The organism is Vibrio sp. V43_P6S15P86 (assembly GCF_009904725.1).
GTDB lineage: Bacteria > Pseudomonadota > Gammaproteobacteria > Enterobacterales > Vibrionaceae > Vibrio > Vibrio diabolicus.
Genome location: NZ_WXWT01000245.1, coordinates 1 through 22,305, shown reverse-complemented (window position 1 = coordinate 22,305; position 22,305 = coordinate 1). Strand labels below are relative to the sequence as shown.

The 22,305-nt window shown below is 45.9% G+C and carries 18 protein-coding genes and 1 pseudogene; 6 read left to right on the top strand and 13 right to left on the bottom strand.

Translation table 11 applies throughout. The features are described from left to right. Positions 1-157: 157 nt before the first annotated feature. The 5 genes from CAG69_RS10905 to envZ all read left to right on the top strand — a co-directional run bounded on the left by CAG69_RS10905 (position 158) and on the right by envZ (position 5,392). The gene (locus CAG69_RS10905; protein ID WP_086013892.1) at positions 158-2,038 is read left to right on the top strand and encodes an ATP-dependent zinc protease family protein; all 1,881 of its coding nucleotides are present in this window, start codon (positions 158-160) and stop codon (positions 2,036-2,038) included. A 117-nt stretch (positions 2,039-2,155) separates the two neighbouring features. After that, complete coding sequence (gene greB / locus CAG69_RS10900; protein ID WP_005379321.1) at positions 2,156-2,647, top strand: transcription elongation factor GreB; 492 nt, start codon at positions 2,156-2,158, stop codon at positions 2,645-2,647. A 105-nt stretch (positions 2,648-2,752) separates the two neighbouring features. After that, positions 2,753-3,148, top strand: coding sequence for a DUF1090 domain-containing protein (locus CAG69_RS10895; RefSeq protein WP_017635004.1), 396 nt, complete (start codon positions 2,753-2,755; stop codon positions 3,146-3,148). Between the two features lie 129 nt (positions 3,149-3,277). After that, entirely contained in the window at positions 3,278-3,997 is a 720-nt protein-coding gene (ompR, locus tag CAG69_RS10890) for an osmolarity response regulator transcription factor OmpR (protein WP_005379333.1), read from the top strand. A 102-nt stretch (positions 3,998-4,099) separates the two neighbouring features. Next, positions 4,100-5,392, top strand: a complete 1,293-nt coding sequence (gene envZ, locus CAG69_RS10885) for a two-component system sensor histidine kinase EnvZ (RefSeq protein WP_017820700.1) — start codon at positions 4,100-4,102, stop codon at positions 5,390-5,392. A 72-nt stretch (positions 5,393-5,464) separates the two neighbouring features. On the opposite strand, the gene CAG69_RS10880 is transcribed toward envZ, so the two are convergent. From CAG69_RS10880 to CAG69_RS10820, 13 genes are all read right to left on the bottom strand, one after another. After that, entirely contained in the window at positions 5,465-6,853 is a 1,389-nt protein-coding gene (locus tag CAG69_RS10880) for a uracil-xanthine permease family protein (RefSeq protein WP_033905917.1), read from the bottom strand. Between the two features lie 232 nt (positions 6,854-7,085). Next, positions 7,086-9,167, bottom strand: a complete 2,082-nt coding sequence (gene recG / locus CAG69_RS10875) for an ATP-dependent DNA helicase RecG (protein WP_033905919.1) — start codon at positions 9,165-9,167, stop codon at positions 7,086-7,088. 253 nt (positions 9,168-9,420) lie between these two features. Then, the gene (gene trmH / locus CAG69_RS10870) at positions 9,421-10,104 is read right to left on the bottom strand and encodes a tRNA (guanosine(18)-2'-O)-methyltransferase TrmH (protein ID WP_017635001.1); all 684 of its coding nucleotides are present in this window, start codon (positions 10,102-10,104) and stop codon (positions 9,421-9,423) included. A gap of 52 nt (positions 10,105-10,156) precedes the next feature. After that, positions 10,157-12,277, bottom strand: coding sequence for a bifunctional GTP diphosphokinase/guanosine-3',5'-bis pyrophosphate 3'-pyrophosphohydrolase (gene spoT / locus CAG69_RS10865; protein ID WP_005379340.1), 2,121 nt, complete (start codon positions 12,275-12,277; stop codon positions 10,157-10,159). 39 nt (positions 12,278-12,316) lie between these two features. Next, positions 12,317-12,589, bottom strand: coding sequence for a DNA-directed RNA polymerase subunit omega (rpoZ, locus tag CAG69_RS10860; RefSeq protein WP_005379346.1), 273 nt, complete (start codon positions 12,587-12,589; stop codon positions 12,317-12,319). Positions 12,590-12,770: 181 nt separating this feature from the next. Further along, a complete protein-coding gene (gene gmk, locus CAG69_RS10855; protein ID WP_005394946.1) occupies positions 12,771-13,394 on the bottom strand; it encodes a guanylate kinase in 624 nt (207 codons plus the stop codon). Positions 13,395-13,679: 285 nt separating this feature from the next. Further along, positions 13,680-14,903: a tetratricopeptide repeat protein gene (locus tag CAG69_RS10850; protein WP_047009404.1), complete on the bottom strand. Its 1,224-nt coding sequence runs from the start codon at positions 14,901-14,903 to the stop codon at positions 13,680-13,682. A 9-nt stretch (positions 14,904-14,912) separates the two neighbouring features. Beyond that, positions 14,913-15,545, bottom strand: coding sequence for an energy transducer TonB (locus tag CAG69_RS10845; RefSeq protein WP_006741809.1), 633 nt, complete (start codon positions 15,543-15,545; stop codon positions 14,913-14,915). A gap of 4 nt (positions 15,546-15,549) precedes the next feature. After that, positions 15,550-15,957, bottom strand: coding sequence for an ExbD/TolR family protein (locus CAG69_RS10840; protein ID WP_005379359.1), 408 nt, complete (start codon positions 15,955-15,957; stop codon positions 15,550-15,552). Positions 15,958-15,982: 25 nt separating this feature from the next. After that, entirely contained in the window at positions 15,983-16,510 is a 528-nt protein-coding gene (locus CAG69_RS10835; RefSeq protein WP_005379363.1) for a MotA/TolQ/ExbB proton channel family protein, read from the bottom strand. A 9-nt stretch (positions 16,511-16,519) separates the two neighbouring features. Further along, positions 16,520-17,881, bottom strand: coding sequence for a MotA/TolQ/ExbB proton channel family protein (locus CAG69_RS10830; RefSeq protein ID WP_005394940.1), 1,362 nt, complete (start codon positions 17,879-17,881; stop codon positions 16,520-16,522). Between the two features lie 3 nt (positions 17,882-17,884). Next, positions 17,885-18,649 carry a DUF3450 domain-containing protein gene (locus CAG69_RS10825; protein ID WP_161444163.1) on the bottom strand — a complete coding sequence of 255 codons (765 nt, stop codon included), beginning with the start codon at positions 18,647-18,649 and terminating at the stop codon, positions 17,885-17,887. Between the two features lie 65 nt (positions 18,650-18,714). Continuing rightward, positions 18,715-21,315 carry a TonB-dependent receptor plug domain-containing protein gene (locus CAG69_RS10820; RefSeq protein ID WP_048624621.1) on the bottom strand — a complete coding sequence of 867 codons (2,601 nt, stop codon included), beginning with the start codon at positions 21,313-21,315 and terminating at the stop codon, positions 18,715-18,717. A gap of 820 nt (positions 21,316-22,135) precedes the next feature. Between CAG69_RS10820 and CAG69_RS10815 the strand changes: the two are divergent. Further along, positions 22,136-22,305 (top strand): annotated as a pseudogene (locus CAG69_RS10815) (ABC transporter permease); the annotation flags it as partial.

Below are 22,305 nucleotides of genomic sequence, written 5' to 3'. Positions count from 1 at the left end.
AAATTAACGAGGCAAAAATTTACCGGGCGCTGGTGGACATCAGTCAGATTTATGTCAAAACTGTAATTAAATTGAGAACTTATATCCGCAGTTATCGACTAACCTAATTCCACGGTTGTTGATATCACTAAATGTACCTCTGCTTATACGGATAATCATGATGAAAAAAATGTCTTTGGCGTTAGCGCTTACGAGTGCCTTACTTGTCGCCCCGCTTAGTTGGGCGCAGTCTATCTCAGGAACCACACAAGCTCCCGTTTATCAGCTCGATAACAAATTGGTACTAGGGCGTGTGGAGAGCGTCTACTACAGTGACATTCCGGAACTAAAAGCGGTGCCATTTATTGGCAAGATTGATACTGGTGCAGATACGACATCGATGCATGCGGAGAATATCCATGTCAGTAGCTCACACCCAGATTACCAAGATTTGAAAGATAACGAGTTACTTTGGGCGATTGTCGATGACTTAGGTGGTACGAAGGCAAAGTGGGACGCCGACAGCTTTAAGCCATATCAAGTAAAGGTTAGCTTTACGGTTCCTCACCCTTATACAGGGAAGGAAATACAGATTACCGATGATCTGGAAAGAGTGAGCGCGATTCGCAGTCGAACAAGCAAAAAGCCCATCCTACGCCCGACAATAAAAATGCCGATGACAATCGCTGGTCACACCGTTGATACGGAAGTGAACCTGACCAAGCGTACGCAATTCTCTTCTCCTATCTTGATTGGTAAAACCTATCTCGATGATAACGCATGGGTCTTCGCTGGTTACGATTACCTTCAAGAACAGCCACGCGCAAAAATGATTGGCAAAAAAGAGACGGTTGAAGTCGAAGGTGTGCCATATAAGATCAGCATCTCAACTTCTAGCCGTTATACCAACGTCCATGCACTGGACATCAAGGTAGACAAAAAGCATAACGAAGTCTCTTTTATGTTAGAGGGCGAGAATGGCAAGCGTCATCCAATGACATTACCCTTGGTACGAATGCTGAAAACGACCAAAAGCGAGCGCCCTTTAGTCTATTTACCCGTCAAAGTCGGCGAAAATGAAACTCAACGTTGGTTGGTGTATCTGCGTGATCGCAGTAAGTTCAGTTCGCAAATTCGCTTAGGTCGGGACGTCGCGAGTCAGCACTTTGTTATTGATACGGACAGAGAAAATCTACTGGGTGGCGTAGAAAAAACGTTCAAAAGCGCACTCAAATCAAAACCTCTTGTCGTTTCACCAGAAGAACAGGTCACCATTGATGGTTATACCGTCCCTGCTTACCCCACTTTTACTGTGAAAACGCCATTACTGCGTGTAAATGGGTTTGAAGTAACAGAAAAAGGTAAGGATGAATCCGTCACGTTTTATTTAATGAACGATGAGGGGAAAGAAGAAAAAATCACCAAACCAGTGTTGAAAAAGCTCAAGGTTGGCAGCGCGGTTCGCCCTGTTGTCGAAGGAGACTTTCTTCTCGGTAGAAAAGACACATCAATGAAGTTTGCGCTCGATGTGCTTGATGAGGGTGACACTCAACCTTTTTTCGTCTTTGGTCATGACATAGCCAAGGGTGGTGTGTTGCTGAACACTCGCGCAGACCATCTACTAGATGCAAGGCCACTTTTCAAAGCTGGCCATATCGAAGTAGCTGAAGTTGAGGGGATGTCTTTCCCTGTGAAGTTAGACACGGGTGCAGATGTAAGCTCAATCAATGCTAAGAACATCAAGCAGTTTAAGAAAGACGGCAAAGACATGGTGAGCTTTACCTATGAGAACGATCTTGGCATGAAACAGGCGTTTACCAAGCCTGTTGTTGATGTCATGCGTATTAAAGCGAAGAAAGGCGAGAAAGCGAACGTACGCCCTGTGGTTGAAATGCATGTTAAGCTTGGTGAATTAGAGAAGAAGATCCGAGTCAACTTACAGGACCGAGGTCGCTTCCATTACAGCATGATTTTAGGTAAAAACTTCCTAAAACATGGCGCGGTTGTTTCGAGTGATACGAATTACATCGTGACGCAAAAACCGGATTACGAAAAGTAACACTCTGGCCGCCTTATCACCTTGATACCCAAAGCCTGAACAACATTGGATCTTTGGGTATATCATCTCCTTAATGCTGCCAAAGAGCAGCATTTTTTAGTTGAGATAGGAGTTAATTTGAAAACTAAGCTGATTACACGAGAAGGTTACAACAAACTCAAACAAGAGCATGATTACCTTTGGAATGAAAAGCGCCCGGAAATCACCAAGATCGTCACTTGGGCTGCGAGCCTGGGCGATCGCTCAGAAAATGCGGATTACACCTTCAATAAACGTTTACTCCGTCAGATCGACCGTCGTGTCCGCTTCCTTCGTAAATTCCTGCCAGAAGTCACGATCGTTGACTATTCTCCGCAACAAGAAGGCAAAGTCTTTTTTGGTGCATGGGTGGAAATAGAAAATGAGGCAGGAGAAGTGAAAAAGTTTCGTATAGTCGGGCCTGAAGAGATTTATGGCGATGCGAAAGACTACATCTCTATCGATTCACCTATGGCGCGAGCGATGTTGAAAAAACAAGTGGATGAAGAGTTCACGGTACGCACCCCAGAAGGTGAAAAAGAGTGGTTCATCAACTCAATTGAATACACTCAACCGGCCTCGGAAGACTGAGGCTTTATCACTGATTCAAGTCTCATGAAGTTCACTAGAAGTGACTTGGGTCTCAACGTCAGAATATTTGGTATAAAGGCATGGTGCCTTTCTCGGAGAAGTAAAATGAACAAAGCAGTCATGTGTAGTGCTGCACTAACAATAGGATTCTCACTTTCAGTTTTTGCTCAAGATGAAGTGAAAGGCTGTGACGCTAAAGAGTTAGCGGTAGAGCAGCAGCTTGAGTATGCAAAAGCGCAAGGTAATGAGCATCGCATTAAAGGCTTGGAGCAAGCACTTTCCGCTATCCAGAATGAATGCTCGGAAGGTGAGCTGCGCCAAGAGCTGCAAGCAGAAGTGGAAGAAAAGACTAAAGAAGTTGAGGAGCGAGAGGAAGAATTAGTCGAAGCTCAGCATTCAGGTAAAGCAGACAAAATTGAGAAAAAACGTCACAAGCTGGCTGAGGCACAGCAAGAGCTGCTTGAGGCCAAACGTGAACTGGAATGGAATTATGGTCAATAGTAGGTGCTGAAAATACCTGCTAGAGAGAGAATAAAGCGCTTAAGATAAAAAGAGTAACAATTTGCTTGAGCACGTTAGGGAAAACAGTGATACATTTTCGACAATAGACGCTTCTGAAAGGATGTTTCAATGCAAGAAAATCATAAAATTTTAGTGGTTGATGACGATGCTCGTTTACGTGCTCTATTGGAGCGTTACCTTTCTGAGCAAGGTTTTCAGGTACGAAGTGTCGCCAATGGCGAACAGATGGATCGCCTACTAACGCGCGAAAACTTTCACTTAATGGTGCTGGACCTAATGTTGCCAGGTGAAGACGGTTTGTCAATTTGTCGTCGTCTACGCCACGCGAACAATATGTTGCCAATCTTAATGCTCACCGCGAAAGGTGATGAAGTGGACCGCATCGTAGGTCTTGAGGTAGGGGCGGATGATTATTTGCCAAAACCGTTTAACCCACGCGAATTGTTGGCTCGCATCAAGGCAGTATTACGCCGCCAAACTGTAGAGTTGCCGGGTGCACCAAGCACGGAAGAAAAAGTGGTGGAGTTCGGGGAGTTCCGACTCAATCTAGGCACTCGCGAGATGTTCCGCGGTGACGAGGCAATGCCACTCACCTCTGGAGAGTTTGCTGTCCTAAAGGCGCTCGTGATGAATGCGCGTGAGCCAATGTCACGAGATAAATTGATGAACATGGCGCGTGGCCGTGAATATTCTGCAATGGAACGCTCTATTGACGTACAAATCTCACGTTTACGTCGCATGTTAGAAGACGATCCGAGCAAGCCGCGCTACATTCAAACCGTATGGGGCCTAGGTTATGTTTTCGTCCCAGACGGCAAAGAGGTGTAACCTCTTCACTCCATAGCCAGCACTTGGCTATAGCAACTTCAGCCTTCATTACCTTCCCTTTGAAGGCTGAAATTTCGCGATTAGGACCACTAGGAACGTTCCATGCGCATCCGAAGTTCACTGACACAATCTATTCTGCTGTTCATCTCTTTGCTTCTCGCGAGCCAAGTTTTCTCTTACTACGCCGTTTTTAACTACGCGTTGATGCCGAGTTTGCAGCAGTTCAATAAAATTCTCGCCCATGAGCTCAATTTGGTGCTTGATGATGAAGGACCTTTAAAGTCTGATGCACCGTTAAGGCGTCAATTATTAGAAAGATTAGGGGTGACGGTTCACAGCCTTGACAGCGATAAGGCGATTGAATTTCATCACGCAATGTCGATTGATTTGATGTCTGAAGAAATGAGCCAAGAGCTGGGTTCGCCTACAGAAGTACGCTTATTGCTTGGCGATGAAAGTTACATTTTGTGGATGCACATCGAAAAGTTGCCGAACTCCATCATTCGTATTCCGTTATCTGAGCTGCAAGAAGAAGATTTTGCACCGCTGTTTCGTAACAGTTTGATTATGGCGCTGCTGATCATTGCTGGTGGTTGGTTGTTTATTCGTTTACAAAACCGCCCACTTTTGGCTTTAGAGAGAGCCGCGAAAGACGTCGGTCGAGGCGAAATCCCGCCACCGTTGGCAGAAAAAGGCGCATCGGAAATTCGCTCTGTAACTCGAGCCTTTAATCAAATGTCGAAAGGTATTCAAGAGCTAGAAGAAGACCGAGCCTTATTAATGGCGGGGATTAGCCATGACTTACGAACGCCTCTGACGCGTATTCGCCTAGCGACAGAAATGATGTCTCCTGAGGACAGCTATCTTGCGGAGGGGATCATTAGCGATACGGAAGAATGTAATGAGATCATCAGTCAGTTTATGGATTATCTCAAACCGGTGAACCAAGAATCGTTTGAAGCGGTTGATATCAGTACGATTGCCAGTGACGTCGCCAGTTCTGAAGGTGGTTATGAGGTTGAAATTGAAACAGATCTTAATCTTAACTTGCCGCCAGCCAAAGGAAGTGCGATTGCGATTAAGCGGGCGATCAGTAACTTAGTTGTGAATGCGCTACGTTATGGCAATGGCTGGGTCAAAATCAGCACTGGTGTGACAGCAGATAAGCAGCTAGTGTGGATTTCAGTAGAGGACAACGGACCGGGTATCGAGCATTCTCAAATCGCGAGGTTATTTGAACCCTTTACGCGTGGTGACACCGCTCGCGGTAGTGAAGGCACTGGGCTAGGGTTGGCGATTGTGAAGCGTATAATCAGCCAACATTCAGGCTCTGTGGTGATGCGTAATCGCAGTGAAGGCGGTTTAATCGCTCAAATCAGCTTTCCTACCAAGTAAGTCGATGGCCCGCACCCTTTAAAACAAAAAGCCCAACCTAATTAGGTTGGGCTTTTCTTATTCTCAATAATCTTAAGACTCTTTCACTTCCTGAGGAAGTTCATCTTCGTCTTCCAGTTTCTCTGGCAGAAGTAGATTTAAAATGATCGCTGTGATGCCACCTGCTGCAACACCAGTTGAGAAAATACTCTTAATAAATTCTGGCATAAATTGCAGGATCTCTGGTTTTTGTGCGATACCAAGTCCCATTGAGAAGGATAAGGCCATGATCAGAATTGCGCGGCGATCGAGCTCAACACGAGAGATAATACGCACACCAGCGGCAGCAATCGTACCAAACATGACAATCGTTGCGCCGCCAAGTACTGGCTCAGGAATCAGCTGAACAAAGCTAGCGACACCTGGGAACAAGCCAAGAATCACTAACATGCCAGAAATAAAGTAACCCACGTAGCGGCTCGCGACTCCTGTTAGCATGATGATGCCGTTATTCTGGCTAAACGTTGAGTTCGGGAAGCTGTTGAAAACGGCTGCGATTGCGGAGTTTAAGCCGTCTGCTAACACACCGCCCTTAATGCGTTCCATGTACACTGGGCCTTTTACTGGCTCACCAGACACTTCAGATGTTGCGGTAATATCACCGATGGCCTCTAGTGCGGTAATAAAGAAAATCAGTACCAGCGGAATGAACAGAGACCAGTCAAACGATAAGCCATATTGCATTGGTACGGGCAGTGCTACGATCTCAGTTGCGCCTAGCTGAGAAGTATCTACCATCCCCATAAAATACGCCATGATGTAACCCACTAGCATCGCAATCACGATTGAAGCCACACGGATGTATGGGTTTTTCGAGCGGTTTAAAATCACAATTAATCCAAGTACCGTCCCAGCCAGAGCAAGTTTGTCTAAGCTGCCGAAGGTTCCTTCATTTAATGCTGCGTAGCCACCGCCCATTGATACTAAGCCGACTTGAATCAGTGTGAGACCGATAAGAGTGACGACGATGCCTGAAACGAGCGGAGTGATGATTCGGCGGGCATGCTCCAATACGCGAGATAGGAAAATTTCTGCAAATGATGCGACTAAAATCGTACCAAAAATGGCAGCCATCATGGTGCTGATGTCTGCTCCACCGGCTTTCAGCGATAGGCCTGCTCCAATAATAGGACCTAAAAAGTTAAAGCTGGTGCCTTGAACAGAGAGCAAACCAGAGCCAATTGGGCCAACGGTGCGAATTTGAATAAACGAAGACACGCCTGACGCAAATAAAGACATGCTGATGATGGTGTTCGTTTGGTCTGCAGGTACACCCAAAGACTGACAGATGATCAGTGACGGAGTGATAACCGCGACGAACATCGCCAATAAGTGCTGAAGTGCGGCAAAAATGGTTTGAGGCAAAGGTGGTCGATCGTTGAGTTGATAGACCAGTTCCGAAGATCGGTTTGAAGTTGTCATTGTTTGTCTCGCTAGTCGCAATATTTCCCTAGTTCTCGCTGAATGGGAGAGCAGGGTGGAGTTGACGTCGTTACCTGTGATTGCTGTTAATCAGAGTCAACTCAGGTTGGTGGAGTGTGATCTAACACACTTAAAAATTTGTGCGCGATTATAGAGAGATTTACTCAAAAAGCAAACGTTTGCTTTGTTTTTGGCGTATTAAAAAACGAGCCATTTGGCTCGCTTTCAATCATTACGCTTTGGAGTAAATATCCCGCTCACCCAACCAGCGATCGATAATTGCTGTTGCGTTAGTCGGGTAATTGTCATGAATATGACGCGCAATACGCTGAACTTCGGGAATCAGGCGTTGATCTCGAACTAAGTCTGCGATTTTGAAATCAGCAAGACCTGTCTGCTTTGTACCCAATAGTTCTCCAGGGCCACGAATTTCTAGGTCTTTCTGCGCAATGACGAAGCCATCGTTACTTTCACGTAGTACTCCGAGACGTTTTTGCGCGGTTTTTGACAGCGGAGAGTGGTACAGCAGCACACAATGGCTAGCAACGGAACCTCGGCCCACGCGACCTCTTAACTGGTGTAATTGTGCCAAACCAAGACGTTCAGGGTTTTCTATGATCATCAAGCTAGAGTTTGGCACATCCACACCAACTTCAATCACTGTCGTTGCGACCAGCAAATGCAGTTTATTGTCTTTGAAATCTTGCATCACCGCTTGTTTCTCTGCCGGCTTCATTCGTCCGTGTACTAGACCAATTTTTACGTCCGGTAGCTTACGTTGAAGCTCTTCTGCGGTATCTGCCGCGGCTTGCGCTTCTAATACTTCCGACTCATCAATCAGGGTACACACCCAATATGCCTGCTTGCCTTCGTTTAAGCAGGCATTTCGGACACGTTCGACGATATCATTGCGTTTGGTGTCTGGAATCGCGACAGTCTGGATTGGTGTTCGACCTGGCGGTAACTCGTCAATCACCGACGTTTCTAAGTCAGCATAAGCAGTCATGGCTAACGTTCGCGGAATCGGCGTTGCTGTCATGATGAGCTGATGTGGATAAGCGCCTTGTTTTGCACCTTTTTCACGCAATTCTAATCGCTGATGGACACCGAAGCGGTGCTGTTCATCAATGATGACCAAAGCAAGGTGATGAAATTCAACGTGCTCTTGGAATAGCGCGTGAGTACCCACTACCATTTGCGCTTCACCACTGGCAATACGAGCCAGCTCGGCTTCCTTTGCCTTACCTTTGAGTTTGCCCGCTAACCAACCGACTTGAATGCCCATTCTCTCAAACCAGTTTGCGAAGTTGATAGCGTGTTGCTCGGCCAATAGTTCGGTTGGCGCCATGAGTGCCACCTGATGGCCATGCTCAATGGCTCTAACAGCGGCCAAGGCGGCAACCAATGTTTTCCCCGAACCAACATCGCCTTGCACTAATCGCATCATTGGGTGCGGTTTTTCTAGATCGGCTTCAATCTCTTGTACGACTCGGGTTTGAGCGTTTGTAGGAGAGAAAGGCAGTTGGGCTAAAAGCTGCGTTTTTAGTTTATTACAAGGACCGAGAGGTAGCGCTGAATCCTTCTGACCTTTGCTACGCACCGCCAGCATCGATAAGTTTTGTGCGAGCAATTCTTCCATGATCAAGCGGATTTGGGCAGGATGTTTGCCTTCGTCAAACTCATCTAAATTAATGGTTGGTGGTGGGCGATGAATGGTGTGCAGTGCTTGCGACATCGTGATTTGATGGTCATACAACCCCGCTGGAAGTAATTCCTGCACTGCGGTTTTATCAAGCAGGGCTAAAGCTTGTTCGGTAAGGTTGCGCAATGTGATTTGACGCAATCCATCGGTGGTGGGATAAACAGGGGTTAAGCTCTGTTCTACATCGGGCTTTTGCTCGCTGACGTAAAACTTGTAGTCAGGATGAACAATTTCCAAACCCATGCCACCGCGCTTAATTTCACCGTAAGCATGTACTAACTTACCTTGCGTGAAATTGTTCTTCATGGCTGCGGTAAAGTTGAAAAAGCGCAGCGTGATAGTGCCATTACCGTCGCTGATTTTTACCGTTAGCATTTTGCGCTTACCGAAGATGGTGTCGACTGCCATGACCTTACCTTGCACGGCCGCCCAAAGGCCAGCATGCAGTTTGGCAATAGGGTAAATACGAGTACGATCTTCGTAGCGTAACGGAAGGTGAAACAGCAAATCTTGAACGCTATGTAAGCCAACTTTGGCGAGTTTTTCTGCGACTTTCGCGCCAACTCCAGAAAGGGAGGTTAATGGGACGCCAGATAACATTTGGGCGGACATAGAGGGCTCAAGAAAATGGTTAACATAGCAGTATGTTAACCATGGAGCTGTGTTTTTGTACAGGAAAAAATAGTCATGCTTTAGTTAGTGTCATGATTTGACTGATAACCTATCATTCCGAGGAGCTTTAGCGACATCAGGATTCTATTTTCAACAAGTATGTCGCTGAAGTTAACACTATCAGCATCTGTATATTTGAGAATTAGATCCTGAACCACGCTCCTTCGCCGCCGTTCAGGATGACGAAAGTCTGTTACTTGCTTTGCATCTCTTGCCACCACGCGTCATCGGCGATGATTTGACCTTCTTCATCGAGTGGTGGGTAAACGAGCCCTTTTCGTTTCGCGACCTTTGCCAGCACTGGGTGACCACGTTCAAAGAGAATACGGTTGATTGTCTCTTTAGGCAGAGCGCTTTCTTCTCGGTCGTACATGCCTGCGGCTTCACGTTGACGTTGCGCTTCATACAAAATTACGGCACTGGCAACCGATACGTTTAGTGACTGCACCATGCCCACCATTGGGATAATAATGTCTTGATCGGCAAGCTGTTTGGCTTGCTCCGAAGCGCCAACTTTTTCACTGCCTAAAATGATTGCCGTTGGTCTGGTGTAGTCGATCTCGCGAAAATCGACGGCGGTGTCCGAAAGATTGGTCACCAAAACCTGCATACCTTGCGCTTTGAGTTCGGTAATCGCAGTTTCAATCGAATCGTGAGTATCCACTTCAACCCAGTTACGCGCGCCAGCTGAGGTATGGCTCAGCGTACGCATTTTGTCTGGCCAAATTGCGTGAACTTTGTGTAAGCCTGTCGCGTCAGCGGTGCGGATCACAGCAGAGACGTTGTTTGGCTTATGTACTTCTTCGAGACAAAGTGTCAGATCAGTTTGGCGAGTTTTTAGGACTTGGTGAATACGGTTGTAACGTTCTAGGTTCATATTTATTGAGGTATAAAAAATCGCCACCTAACAGAGTAGGTGGCGATAGAGGTTAGTTCTTTCTGCGTCTGACTCGGGTTGCTTGAGGCATTGCCTTAATCTTACGCATGATACCAGCAAGGTGGACACGATCTTTCGTCGTCAACAGCACAGTCACAGTGTATAGACGACCATCACGTTCTTCCGTTGAAAGGCCATGAATGTTTGATCCTGTTTTCGAGATCACGTTGGTAAGTTCTGCAAGAGCACCTTGGTTGTTAAGCATGTCGACTTTAAGTTCAGCAATGAACTCTTTATCGTAGTCTTCAGACCAAGCGACAGCCATATAACGGTCTGGCTCTTTCTGATAACCACGAACGTTCGGACATGTTTCTCGGTGAACAACCAAACCACGACCAGGCGATACGTGAGCAATAATGTGATCATCTGGGATAGGATGACAACAATTTGCAAACGTCAGCAATAAGCCTTCTGCGCCACGAATCGGAAGCTTCTTCTTCGAGTCCGTTGGGATTGAACTTGTTGTCGTGAGCTCTTCGGTGTCACCAAGGAGACGACGTGCGATCACAATGCTCATCAACTCACCCAATCCAATAGCAGCCAATAAATCATCGATGCTTTCTAGGCGAAGATCATTCAAGACTTCTTGGATATTTTCTGGATAAATTGAATCAATCGAGTGACGGCCAAGTGCGTGATTAAGTAGGCGACGACCTAAAGTAATCGACTCTTCACGACGCATCGTTTTCAGTACTTGTCGAATCTTAGTGCGGGCACGAGAAGTCACGACATAGTTCAGCCATGCCGCATTCGGACGCGCACCAGGGGCACTGATAATTTCCACTGTCTGACCGTTTTTCAATGCCTTACTCAATGGGTAAGGGTTACGATCAACACGAGCACCAACACAAGAGTTGCCTACATCGGTATGTACGGCATAGGCAAAGTCGACAGCCGTTGCGCCTAAAGGTAGTTCAACGATACGACCTTTTGGTGTGAAGACGTAAATCTCATCTGGGAAAAGATCGGATTTTACGTTTTCAATGAATTCGAATGAGTTACCCGCGCTTTGTTGTAGCTCTAACAGGCTTTGCATCCAACGCTGAGCTTTCACTTGCGCAGTGGTGCCAGACTTGTCGCCTTTGTCTTTATAAGACCAGTGTGCCGCGACACCTTTGTCCGCCATTTGATCCATATCTTCAGTACGGATCTGAACTTCAACAGGTACACCGTGTGGACCAACCATGGAAGTGTGTAGCGATTGGTAGCCGTTCGCCTTTGGTACCGCGATGTAATCTTTCATGCGACCAGGACGTGGCTTATACAAGCTGTGTACTTGGCCTAAAACGCGATAACAAGTATCAGCGGTATCAACAACGACTCGGAACGCATAGATATCCATGATGGTGTGAAAGCGCTGTTCTTTGGTTTTCATCTTGTTATAGATAGAGAACAGGTTTTTCTCACGACCAACGACGCGAGCATTCAAGCCAAAATCTTGCAGACGGCCTTCTATTTCGCTGTGAATGCGTTGGATCATCTCTTTACGGTTACCACGTGCGGCTTTAACCACTTCTTTCAGTACGCGGTAGCGGTTGGGATATAGCGCCTCAAAGCCCAACTCTTCGAGTTCGGTTTTGATATTGTGAATACCAAGACGATGAGCGAGGGGTGCGTAAATTTCTAACGTTTCACGAGCGATACGACGCTTTTTATCTGGTCGAAGCGCGCCAAGCGTACGCATGTTGTGCGTGCGGTCAGCCAGTTTGATCAGAATGACGCGGATATCTTGCACCATGGCCAGAACCATCTTACGAAAGTTCTCAGCCTGAGCCTCTTTCCTATCGCGGAATTTGAGTTTGTCCAGTTTAGATACACCATCAACCAATTCTGCGACAGTGTTGCCGAATTTCTCTTCGAGATCTTCTTTAGTTACATCACAGTCTTCAATGACGTCATGCAGCAAAGCAGCTTGGAGGGTTTCGATATCAAGGCGCATTTCGGCCAAGATACGAGCCACAGCGACAGGGTGGATGATGTATGGTTCACCGCTAGAGCGGGTTTGCCCTTCATGGGCATCTCTCGCTACCACATAAGATTGACGCAGAGCCTCAATCTGAGGCTCTGTTAGGTATTCTTGGGCAACGTCTTTGAGGCTATCGAATAGATACAAATTATAGGCCCGGGAGGTTGTTGAATTCTAAAGTCAGAATTAACGGTTGTGAGCGATGCTGCTTACTGCCGCTAGCTCTGCCGCTTCTTGCTCTTGCTGTTCTTGACGTTCACGAGCGTCTAGAACTTCTTTAGTAATTAAACCTTCTTCGATTTCGCGTAGAGCGATAACCGTTGGCTTATCGTTCTCTTCTGGCACTAGTGCATCTTTACCGCCAGTTTGCATTTGACGAGCGCGGCGAGCCGCAATCAGTACTAGGTCGAAACGGTTGCCAACTTTTTCAACAGCGTCTTGAACAGTTACGCGTGCCATGAGGACTCCAAATAGTTAACTAAAATTTTAGAATGACGAGAAAGTATACAACCTAACTACTTTATTTACTAGCAATTAGACAAGCCACCGTTTGTGGACTTTCTCAGGTAGTTTATTGTGTTTTTCGCACTGAGCAAAAAACGAGAAATTCTTTATGTTTTACAGCGTGACTTTTTTGAAGTTACTCTGCTAATAACGCGTCAAGCATACCTTTATATTTAGCAGCTTGCTTTTCTTCCTTCAATCTCTCTGCACGCAAGATGGCTTTAAAGTCCATCAAAGCGGTATCAAAATCGTCGTTTACGATCACGTAGTCGTATTCGCTGTAATGAGAGATTTCTGACTTGGCTTCAGCCATACGTTTTGCGATCACTTCATCGCTATCTTGACCACGAGTGTTCAAGCGACGCTCTAGCTCACCGTTTGATGGTGGCAGGATGAAGATGCTTTTGGCTTCAGGCATTTGCTCACGGATTTGACGTGCGCCTTGCCAGTCGATATCTAGAAAAACGTCGATACCTTTATTTAGCGTTTCTTCAATCCACACACGAGAGGTGCCGTAATAATTACCAAACACTTCAGCGTATTCTAGGAAATCACCTTTAGCGATCAGGGCTTCAAACTCATCTTTCGCTACAAAATGGTAGTGGACACCATTTTCTTCACCAGGTCGCATGTTACGCGTGGTATGAGACACAGACACTTTCATTGCGTAGGTTGGATTGCGTTCCAACATCGCTGAGATCAAGCTAGATTTACCTGCGCCGCTAGGTGCAGATACGATATAGAGAGTACCTTTGCCCATTGTACTGTTCCACTTTTGATTGGATTGATTGAGTGCCGAAGGAAAGTCCGACATTCTTTTAACGATAGCACTGGCAATGATAAATCAACCACCAAAGGGATGGATATTGGTGATAATCCCGCCAGAAAAATGGAGGCGAAGAGTATCATGATCTCTATTTTGTTACCAGTTGATCTTTTCGTCTTACTTAAATGTTGAAAAGAGCTCGCGTGCGCACAAACAAACGAAAAAAGGGGAAGCTTTCACTTCCCCAGGCGTGCGACTGACTCACACTTAATCTTCAAATTATCCTTGGGATTCTAGGAAATTTATCCAAGGGCTAACGGTAGACCTAAATTTTGGCGATTGAGCCGCGCCTTTCATTGCCTGTAAGGCCTTTTGTGGCTGCTTAAGCTCGAAATAGGCCATTCCGCGAATGTATTCAAGTTCTGCCTTTTGCTCTTTAGAGGCATTCGATGCTGCGTTTTCTACAAAGCGAGTCGCTTCAGAATACTGCTTGTCTTGTACCATTAAGCGAGCAATCTGAATTTGCGTTTTAGCAGAAGGAGCGATGTTATATGACTTTTTATAAGCGAGAATCGATTTATCTAGCTCTTTAGCTTGCTGCCAGAAGCTGGCCAAGCGATCATAGTTTTCCTTCGTCTTTTCAATGTTTCCAGATGCCATCTCCTTCTCAAGAGTTTTGGCCGCTTTATATGGAATACCTTGGTAAGCTAAGAAGTTTACAAAACGTAAGTACTCTTTCTCTCCTTCCAGTTTCCCCATTTTGTAAACCATTTCTAAGGTTGCTAAAGAGTTTTGCTCTTGACCCAACTCCATATAAACGCCAGAAAGTTGCATCCAGTAACGCTTTTTCTGAGGGTACTTTGAAGTAAGGGTTTTAAGCACACTGGCAACGCTTTTCAGCTGGCCTAACTCGTAGTGAGAGGCAACGAGAATTAAGTACCAAGACTCACTTGGGCTCTTGCTCATCGCAATTGCTTTTTTGGTTGGTGGGATTGCATTTCTGTAATCTTCCAACTGGACATAAGCGCTTGCTAACGTGATATAAGCATGAGCTTGAGGCTTCTCTTTGGTTGTTTCTGCAACTTTGAACCATTCCTTCATCGTTTTCACAGACAACGTGTACTTCTCTTCAGCTAGGTAAAGTTGAGCCAAGCTGTAGCGAACTTGTTGAGCGACTGGAACGGGAAGCGCATCGAGCTTTAATGCTTCGGCAAAGTATTTCGCGGCTTGCACATAATTGTCTTGTAGCGAATACAAAAAGCCCGTTTGCTGAAGTAAAACTGCTCGGTCGTATTTTTTCGAGCTTGTGCTTTCTAAAGCGCTTGCTAGTTTTTCTTTCGCCGCTGAATATTTTTCAGTTGCGATCAACTCTTGCACTTTGTTGACGGTTCGAAATGTCCGATCTGATAACTGAGGAGCTTCTTTTGCCATCGTAGGAGCGGCAAATGCCACTCCTGCGAAGAGAATTAAAGAAGCCACTTTGCTTTTCCATAAACTTTTCATCGTGACTCCTTAATTGGTTGAGAACTCTATTTCTTGCGATAGGCGCGAGCTAACAGGTTTCCCGTCAACCAATTTTGGTTTAAATGTCCATTTAGAGACTGTTTTTCTTGCCGCTCGACCGAGGCCTAAGCGTCGTGGTTGCTCTTTAAGAACTTTGATGTCCTCTACGGCACCACGTGCATTTACAGTAAACTCTAGTAAGACAACCCCTTTTTCAATTCCTGCTTTCGCAGCCTTTCTAGGCATTTGAGGCTGGAATGTTGCAAGAGGGGTCGGACCTCCGCTACCCGCTAATTGTGCACCTCCACCCTGGCTATAATGTCCAAGCACCGAGCCACCTGTAACATTTACGGGTAGGTCAAGTTTTGGCATATCCATTGGGGTCTGCTCCATCACCGGTTTTACTGTCGCTGTCACTTTCATTTCTGGCGGCGGCGGCGGACGCTTAGGTGGTGGTGGTTTTGGAAGTTCGCGTTTTTTCTCCTGTATTTTTTCTTCTGGTTTAATGCGAATAAACTCGACCATACGTAGGTCATCATTCGACACTAACTCGTGGCGCTCTTTGTTTACTAGCTTGTCCATCCCCCAGAACAACCCGAGGGAGACAATGAGCGCCAGTGCAATTGAGGCCAGATACCGCATAAGCTTAATCCTTATTGGTTGCGGCAATGGAGATGCTTTCTACACCTGCCATTTTGATCTGGTCCATAACCTTCACGACTACGCCAGCATTTGCTTCAGTGTCGGCTTGGATAACAACTGCGCCATCAGGACTTTCTGCACGAAGACGTTCAATATTCGCGCGAACCGCGTCCACTTCGATGCGGCGTTTATCAACCCAAACATCACCCGCCGCACCAACTGCGACCATGATGTTACCTTTCTTAACGGTTTGCGCTGAGCTTGCCGTCGGACGGTTTACTTCCAGACCTGCTTCTTTTACGAACGATGTTGTTACGATAAAGAAGATCAACATGATAAATACGATGTCGAGCATCGGTGTCATATCGATAGCGGTTTCATCACTGCTATCACTGCTATAGCGTCTTTTCATGACCTATACCTCTAATTCCATTTACTCAGGCAATATGCTTTAGCTTATCTTCCAGCTTTTGCGTTGTGACTTTGGCTAAATGATCAAGACGTGAACTAAAGAACAGTCCTGATAGAGAAGCCACCATCCCGGCTAAAGTTGGGATTGTTGCCTTTGAGATCCCCGAGGCCATTGCTCGAGGGCTTCCTGTTCCTGTGACCGCTAAGATGTCGAATACTTGGATCATGCCGACAACGGTGCCGAGTAGACCCAGTAGGGGACAAAGTGCAATCAATACTTTCACGATTGGTAGTCCCTTTTTATTCTCAATATCCTGACGAGAAACGATTTCTTGTCGGATCATCTTAGCGTTCCAACTTTGATGCTCTGAGCGCCCTTGCCATGAGCCAACGGCTTTTTTCATGGCTTTTGGAGCGACGGCAGCAAAATAGAACCAACGTTCTAACAATACTGCCCACAGCATAAAGCTGAGGATGAAGATGGCGACGAGTACATCGCCACCCATTCCCAAGAAGCGCCTAATTGATTCAAGTTCTCCAACTAACCACCACATAACGCCTCCTTAGCTTTCGGCTTTATGCAGTTTTTCCTGATAGCGAGCGATGAAGCCTGCACTCTGTTCTTCAAGAGTTTGAACCAAACGACGACCTTTGCTGTGTACGATGGTGTAAAGGAACAGCAATGGAATTGCGACAACCAGACCTAGCATAGTGGTAACAAGAGCTTCAGAAATACCGCCAGCCATCAGTTTAGGGTCGCCGGTACCGAACAGAGTAATGGCTTGGAATGTGCCGATCATACCCATTACCGTACCCAGTAGACCAAGTAGAGGAGCTACAGAAGCAAAAAGCTTGATTGAGCTGATGAAGCGCTCAATGCTTGGAGCATTACGTAGAATGATTTCGTCCAGCTTCGCTTCCAGATCTTCAAGGTTGTCACCTTTGTGCTCTTGGTAAGCTTGGATAACTTCACCCAATGGGTTGCCAGGAATCACGGTTTCTGATTTCGCTTGCTTACGCATTTTGCCGCCAATCACTTGAAGGCGTAGGAAGCAAATTAGAGCAATGATAGCGCCAACTGCACCCATACCAAGGATGACGTAACCTACAATGCCACCTTGATCAATTCGTTCTTGAACGGTAGGACTTTGCACAAGTAGAGATAAAATGACACCACGGGATGGGTCAATAAACAGTGGCTCATAGCTGTTTGACGCTGACTCAAACCCTGCAACATGACGTGTAATATTGGTGCGAGGCTGTCGAGAGAGTTCTTCGAACTTACCTGTTTGAGGTACATAAGTGACGTACTTACCATCGGCAATCGCGTTAAACTCACCGACGAGAGTGACATCGCGAACCGCTTCTTTACCTTCGCCATAAACAACCGTTGCTTGGGTTGTTGCAGTTTCGCCAGAAGCAACCACTTGTTGAAGAATGGTATGCCAGAATGCTTCTAGCTCTTGTGTTGACGGCAGTTCTTTACTTTCAGCCAGTTTCGTTAGTAGAGCGTCACGCTCTGGGAACTGAACAGCGTTTTGAGAGGCTGCAAATAAGCCCTTAAACTCTCCCGCATACTGGCGGACCACACCAAACATTTCGCCCAAAGTACCAGAGCGAACACGTAGGGTTTCTGTTAGTTCAGTTAGCTGCTTATCGTTTTCATCAAATGTTGCTTTAAGTTGATCGCCCAGAGCTTGCTGCGCAGCTAACTCTTCGCGAGCTTGTTGCAATAATGCCGCTTGCTTATCGCGATTGTTCTTGAACTCAGCTTCACGGGCTTTGTTCTCTTTCGACTCAACGATGCTTTCTGATTTTACGTTTTTAAGTAGTTCAGATAAGTTTTTAGGCGCTTCTGCTTGTACGCCAGAAACCATAAATAAGCTCGCTAGTAGGCCAGCGGCTAGAGTTTTGAATCCTTTCATCTCTTATTCCTCCCCAGCAAATACAGGCAGTTTGATTAGCGCTGGTGGCGCTTGCTTCTTCGCGATACGAAGGCCTTGCTGTACCGCGATGCGGTAGCTTTCTGGTAATGTTTCCCATTGACGTGTTTGTTGGTTCCACATACCTGTCTCACCACCGTCTGGAGATTGGAATAGAAGTGCTGTGCGACCAATACGTAGGAAATCGTAAGTCACGGTTTCACCATTTCGGTCTAGGCTAGCTTTGTAAGATTCGATTGAGCGAGAGAAGCCTTCTTCAATTTGGTACGCTTCCATCACTTTACGGAATTTCTCTGAAGTTGTTACGTCGGCGCGATCCATGAGACGACGCAGTTCTTGGACACGTTTATTACGCTCTTTTTTCTGGAAAGGCAGATCGAGAGTCACAAACTCGTCGAGTGCACCGATCATTTTTAATGTAAGTGGCACCACTTCTGTTGCCGTTTGATCGATTTGAGCAATTTGGTTATTTAATGAGTCCAACTCGCCTTGCTGCGATTGAACCATACGGTTAATTTGCTCGTTGTAGACTTTCATACTGTCGATTTGACGAAGTAAGCCTTTGTATTCTGCCAACATGCCTTCAGTGCTTTCGGCATAGTTGTCGATTTTTTGTTGCGAAGCTTCTGAAGATTGATTTGCTTTTGCTTGTGTGGAAACGACAGCACCAGAGTTGGCCGCTACAGAGCTACTACTGATAGTAAGCAATGCTGCAGCTATGGCACTGAGACCAAATTCCTTGAATTTCATGGTTGCATCCTTGTCAGTGTTTTAGTCAGTCGAAAAGGGCGCGGAAAACCCGCGCCAAATATTTTTTAGAAGTCGTATGATGCCTCGATGTAAAGCTGACGGCCGATTGGATCGTCATATCCAGTTGCATAGAATGGAGAGGTATCATTTAGAGGATCGGCCGGCGGTACCTTGTCAAACATGTTGATAGCACCAAGAGTTACACGACCACTCTCGTTGAATTGGTAAGAAGCCGTTAGGTTCCATGTTGTCATGCTCGCGATTTCTGCTTTGTAACCTGCTTTCTTAGCAGAGTCACAGTCATCAAAGTAGTAACGGTTCGCATAGCTTGAACACATACGGTCACGGTATTTACCAAATAGGTTGATAGCGACATCTTCGTATGCCCAGCCAAGGTTTAACGTTGCGGTGTATTCAGGCATGAAATCTCTTTCATCCGTTACTGGCTCACTATCGTTTTCTTGATATTCAGCAATCAAGATCTTAGTTACAGCTACGCGCGTATTGAATGAACCGAACTCATTAGTGTCGTAAGCATATTTCACAGCAAGGTCGACACCAGAACGCTCTTCATATGACTGGTTGACTGGGCCGTAAGATACGGACTTGATTGTACCGTCTGTATTACGAACTACTTCTGTGCCTGGGTATTTACCTGGATCGTTAATTACGTCTTGGTAAGTTGGTGCTGTTACGACGTCTTCCATCTTGATGTGGTACCAGTCAACGGTTACGCCAAGGTCATCCACAGGTTCCCAAGCTAGACCCAAGTTAATGTTTGTACTTGTTTCTTCTTTCAGCTCAGAGTTAGGGCCGTTAAGCGTATCGAAGTATTGAGTATCACACTCTGGGTACTTATCTTTATCTTGTGGGCCGCTACCACCAGCGTTGGCACAAAGCACAGGGTCAAAACCAGAACCAAAGCCTCGAGTTTGATCGCCAAATAGTCGTTTCAAGTCAGGAGCTCGGAAACCTAGACCGTAGCTACCACGAAGCAATAGAGTGTCAGTAGGACGGTATGCTAGTGCTACTTTAGGAGTGAAGGCTCCGCCTGTTGCCGAGTCGTCGAAGTAGTGGTCATAACGACCAGCGACAGTCATTTCCAAATCTTCAATGATAGGAATTAGGGCTTCGACACCAAGACCAATCTGATCACGGTCACCGCCACCTGATGTTCCGCCTAGACCAGAGAAACCACCAGCCGCTGTTGTCGCATCAATCGTTTCGTTGTAGTCAGTACGGTTCCATTCACCATAAACAGCAAAGCCAGACATACCAGCAGGCAGTTCAACCAAATCACCGGCCAGTGAGCCGTTAACAGAGTAAAGCTTTGAGTAGGCTTCTTTGCTTGATGTGCCGCTGTATTTGTTTACAACGTCTTGAGAGATAGGCCCTAGAAGATCGACATCGCCATTTTGTACGGCTTGATCAAGAGTTAGGAAGATTGCTGGGTTGCTTGTTTCAACGCTTTGCTCAGAGTAACCAGCTGATAGGTCCCAATCATACGCATCAGCAAGCAGGCCGTTCAAGCCTAAGGTTAAGCCAAAAGAATCGGCTTCAGTGTTACTTTCGCGTGGGCCAAATTCGACCATACGGCGAGTGTATTCACCTTCGCCGCGGAAGTGAGTGGCATCAACTTCTACGCTGTAAGGGTTAGGTTCGAATTCAGATTCTGTAGACTTGTAGCCAAAACGGGCTTCTGCCATGGCAGTGACATTGTCGTTAATGTCCATTTCACCACGTAAAAGCAGGTCTACTTGTTTATTTTCTGGTTTCAACGTTCGGTATGCAGAGCGGTTAACACCACACTTGCCATCCGCTCGTTCAATAGCGGCATCACCAACGACTTCTTTACATGAAGAACCAGCATCAGCTGGTGTTAGAAGTGTTCCGTTTGCGCCTTCAAAGTTTGCACCGTAGCTAGAGTAACCACTTAGCTGAGAACGGCTAGAACCGTCATCGCCAGCCCAATCATCTCGGTCAGATTGCTTAAGCATTTCGTTGCCCGCAAATTGGCCAACGAAGAGAATACGTTTATCGTCAAAATCTTTACCGGCAACAACGTCTAAACGGCCATTTTGGTAGCCACCATCTGTTGCGTCACCCGCACGTACTTTTACAGAAACGCCATCAAAGTCTTTCTTTAAAATGAAGTTTACGACACCGCCGATCGCGTCGGAGCCGTAGATAGCGGAACCTGAATCAGTCATTACTTCAACACGCTCGATAGCGGCAACAGGGATTTGACCAATGTCTTGGAAGTTAGATGTGCCATCTTGAGCCAGTGGGTATTGCGGAAGGCGACGACCATCGATAAGAATCAATGTGCGTGAAGCGCCAAGACCACGTAAGTTGACTGACTGTGCTGCAGGTGTGAATGAGAAAGAGTTCGTTTGAGCCATTACACCACCGGTGTTTTGAGTCAAACTGTTCAACACGTCTTGCGCGCTGTTAAAACCTTTAGATTCAATATCTTTACTATTAATAACAGTAACTGGTGAAGGACCTTCCATATCCGTCGTGGAGATACGCGAACCAGTAACTTTCATCTTTTGAAGTTTTTCAACTTGTTGCTCTTCTGCCAGTGCTGTTGCTGGGGCTACGACTGCTGCTGTCCCCAACGCAAGGCTTATCGCAACAGATAAAGCGGTTGTGTTTTTATACATCCTTGTTGCTCCGATTATTATTATTTCCTATGTCTGGCCGCATAGCGGCCAATTGTGACGTTAATATTTCGTTAACGTTCGGCCAATGTATAACCGAGATGAAAAAAGGAAGTCAAACCAGTGGTAAACGGGGATGCTTAAATGTAAAAAAGATGTAAATAACCAGGGTTGGTTTAAAACGCGGAATAAAAAACTAAATAGCCTTACCAAGGCGACATCAAATTTCAATAAAACACCGTATTTTGTGTTTCTTATAAACTTTAATGACTTATCTTGCCTATGGTTTTTTAGTGGGTAATTGAATCTGAAAAAAGATATTTTTCCAGTGAATTGTTCTGAGATGAGTTTTATATCGAATCCATACTTTGGTGACTCGAACTTATAGGGTGGTATCAAAATATGATACCCATTGCTGTAAAAGGGCTCACTCGTATTTTTAGGTCAAATATACATGTGGTGGATATGTCTATTTATTCCATGTATTTGCATTTTTATGTAGGGTTTTGGCTCTAAATAGCCTAGATTGATATTCTGTGTGAATTATTTTTGTGGTTTTTTATAATTTTTTACAAAAACATTTCTGTTTTTCGACATCGAAGGAAGTTTGTCATGTTTTGGTTTCAAACACTTGAAGCTGATGTGGATTCAAGATAAATATGACGCTGAAATTATTGCAGTAGTAGAAAAGTCTAGCTCTTGAGGCGCAGGGAGTGTGCTTCAACAGTTTTAGTTACTACGAGATAAATATGCACCATTTTGGGCGGAAAATATCCTCTTTCACTCCGTTTGAACTGGACAGTAGACAAGGAGCAAGTTGTATATGCTGTCGTACTTTTTACGCCGTTTGGCGTTGGTTATCCCAACGTTTCTCGGGATAACTATTCTCATCTTTGCTATCACTCGTTTCGTGCCTGGCGGACCTGTTGAACGCATGTTGTCACAAATGCAGTCTCAGGGAGATGGCGCCGCATCAATGACGTCTGCGGGTGG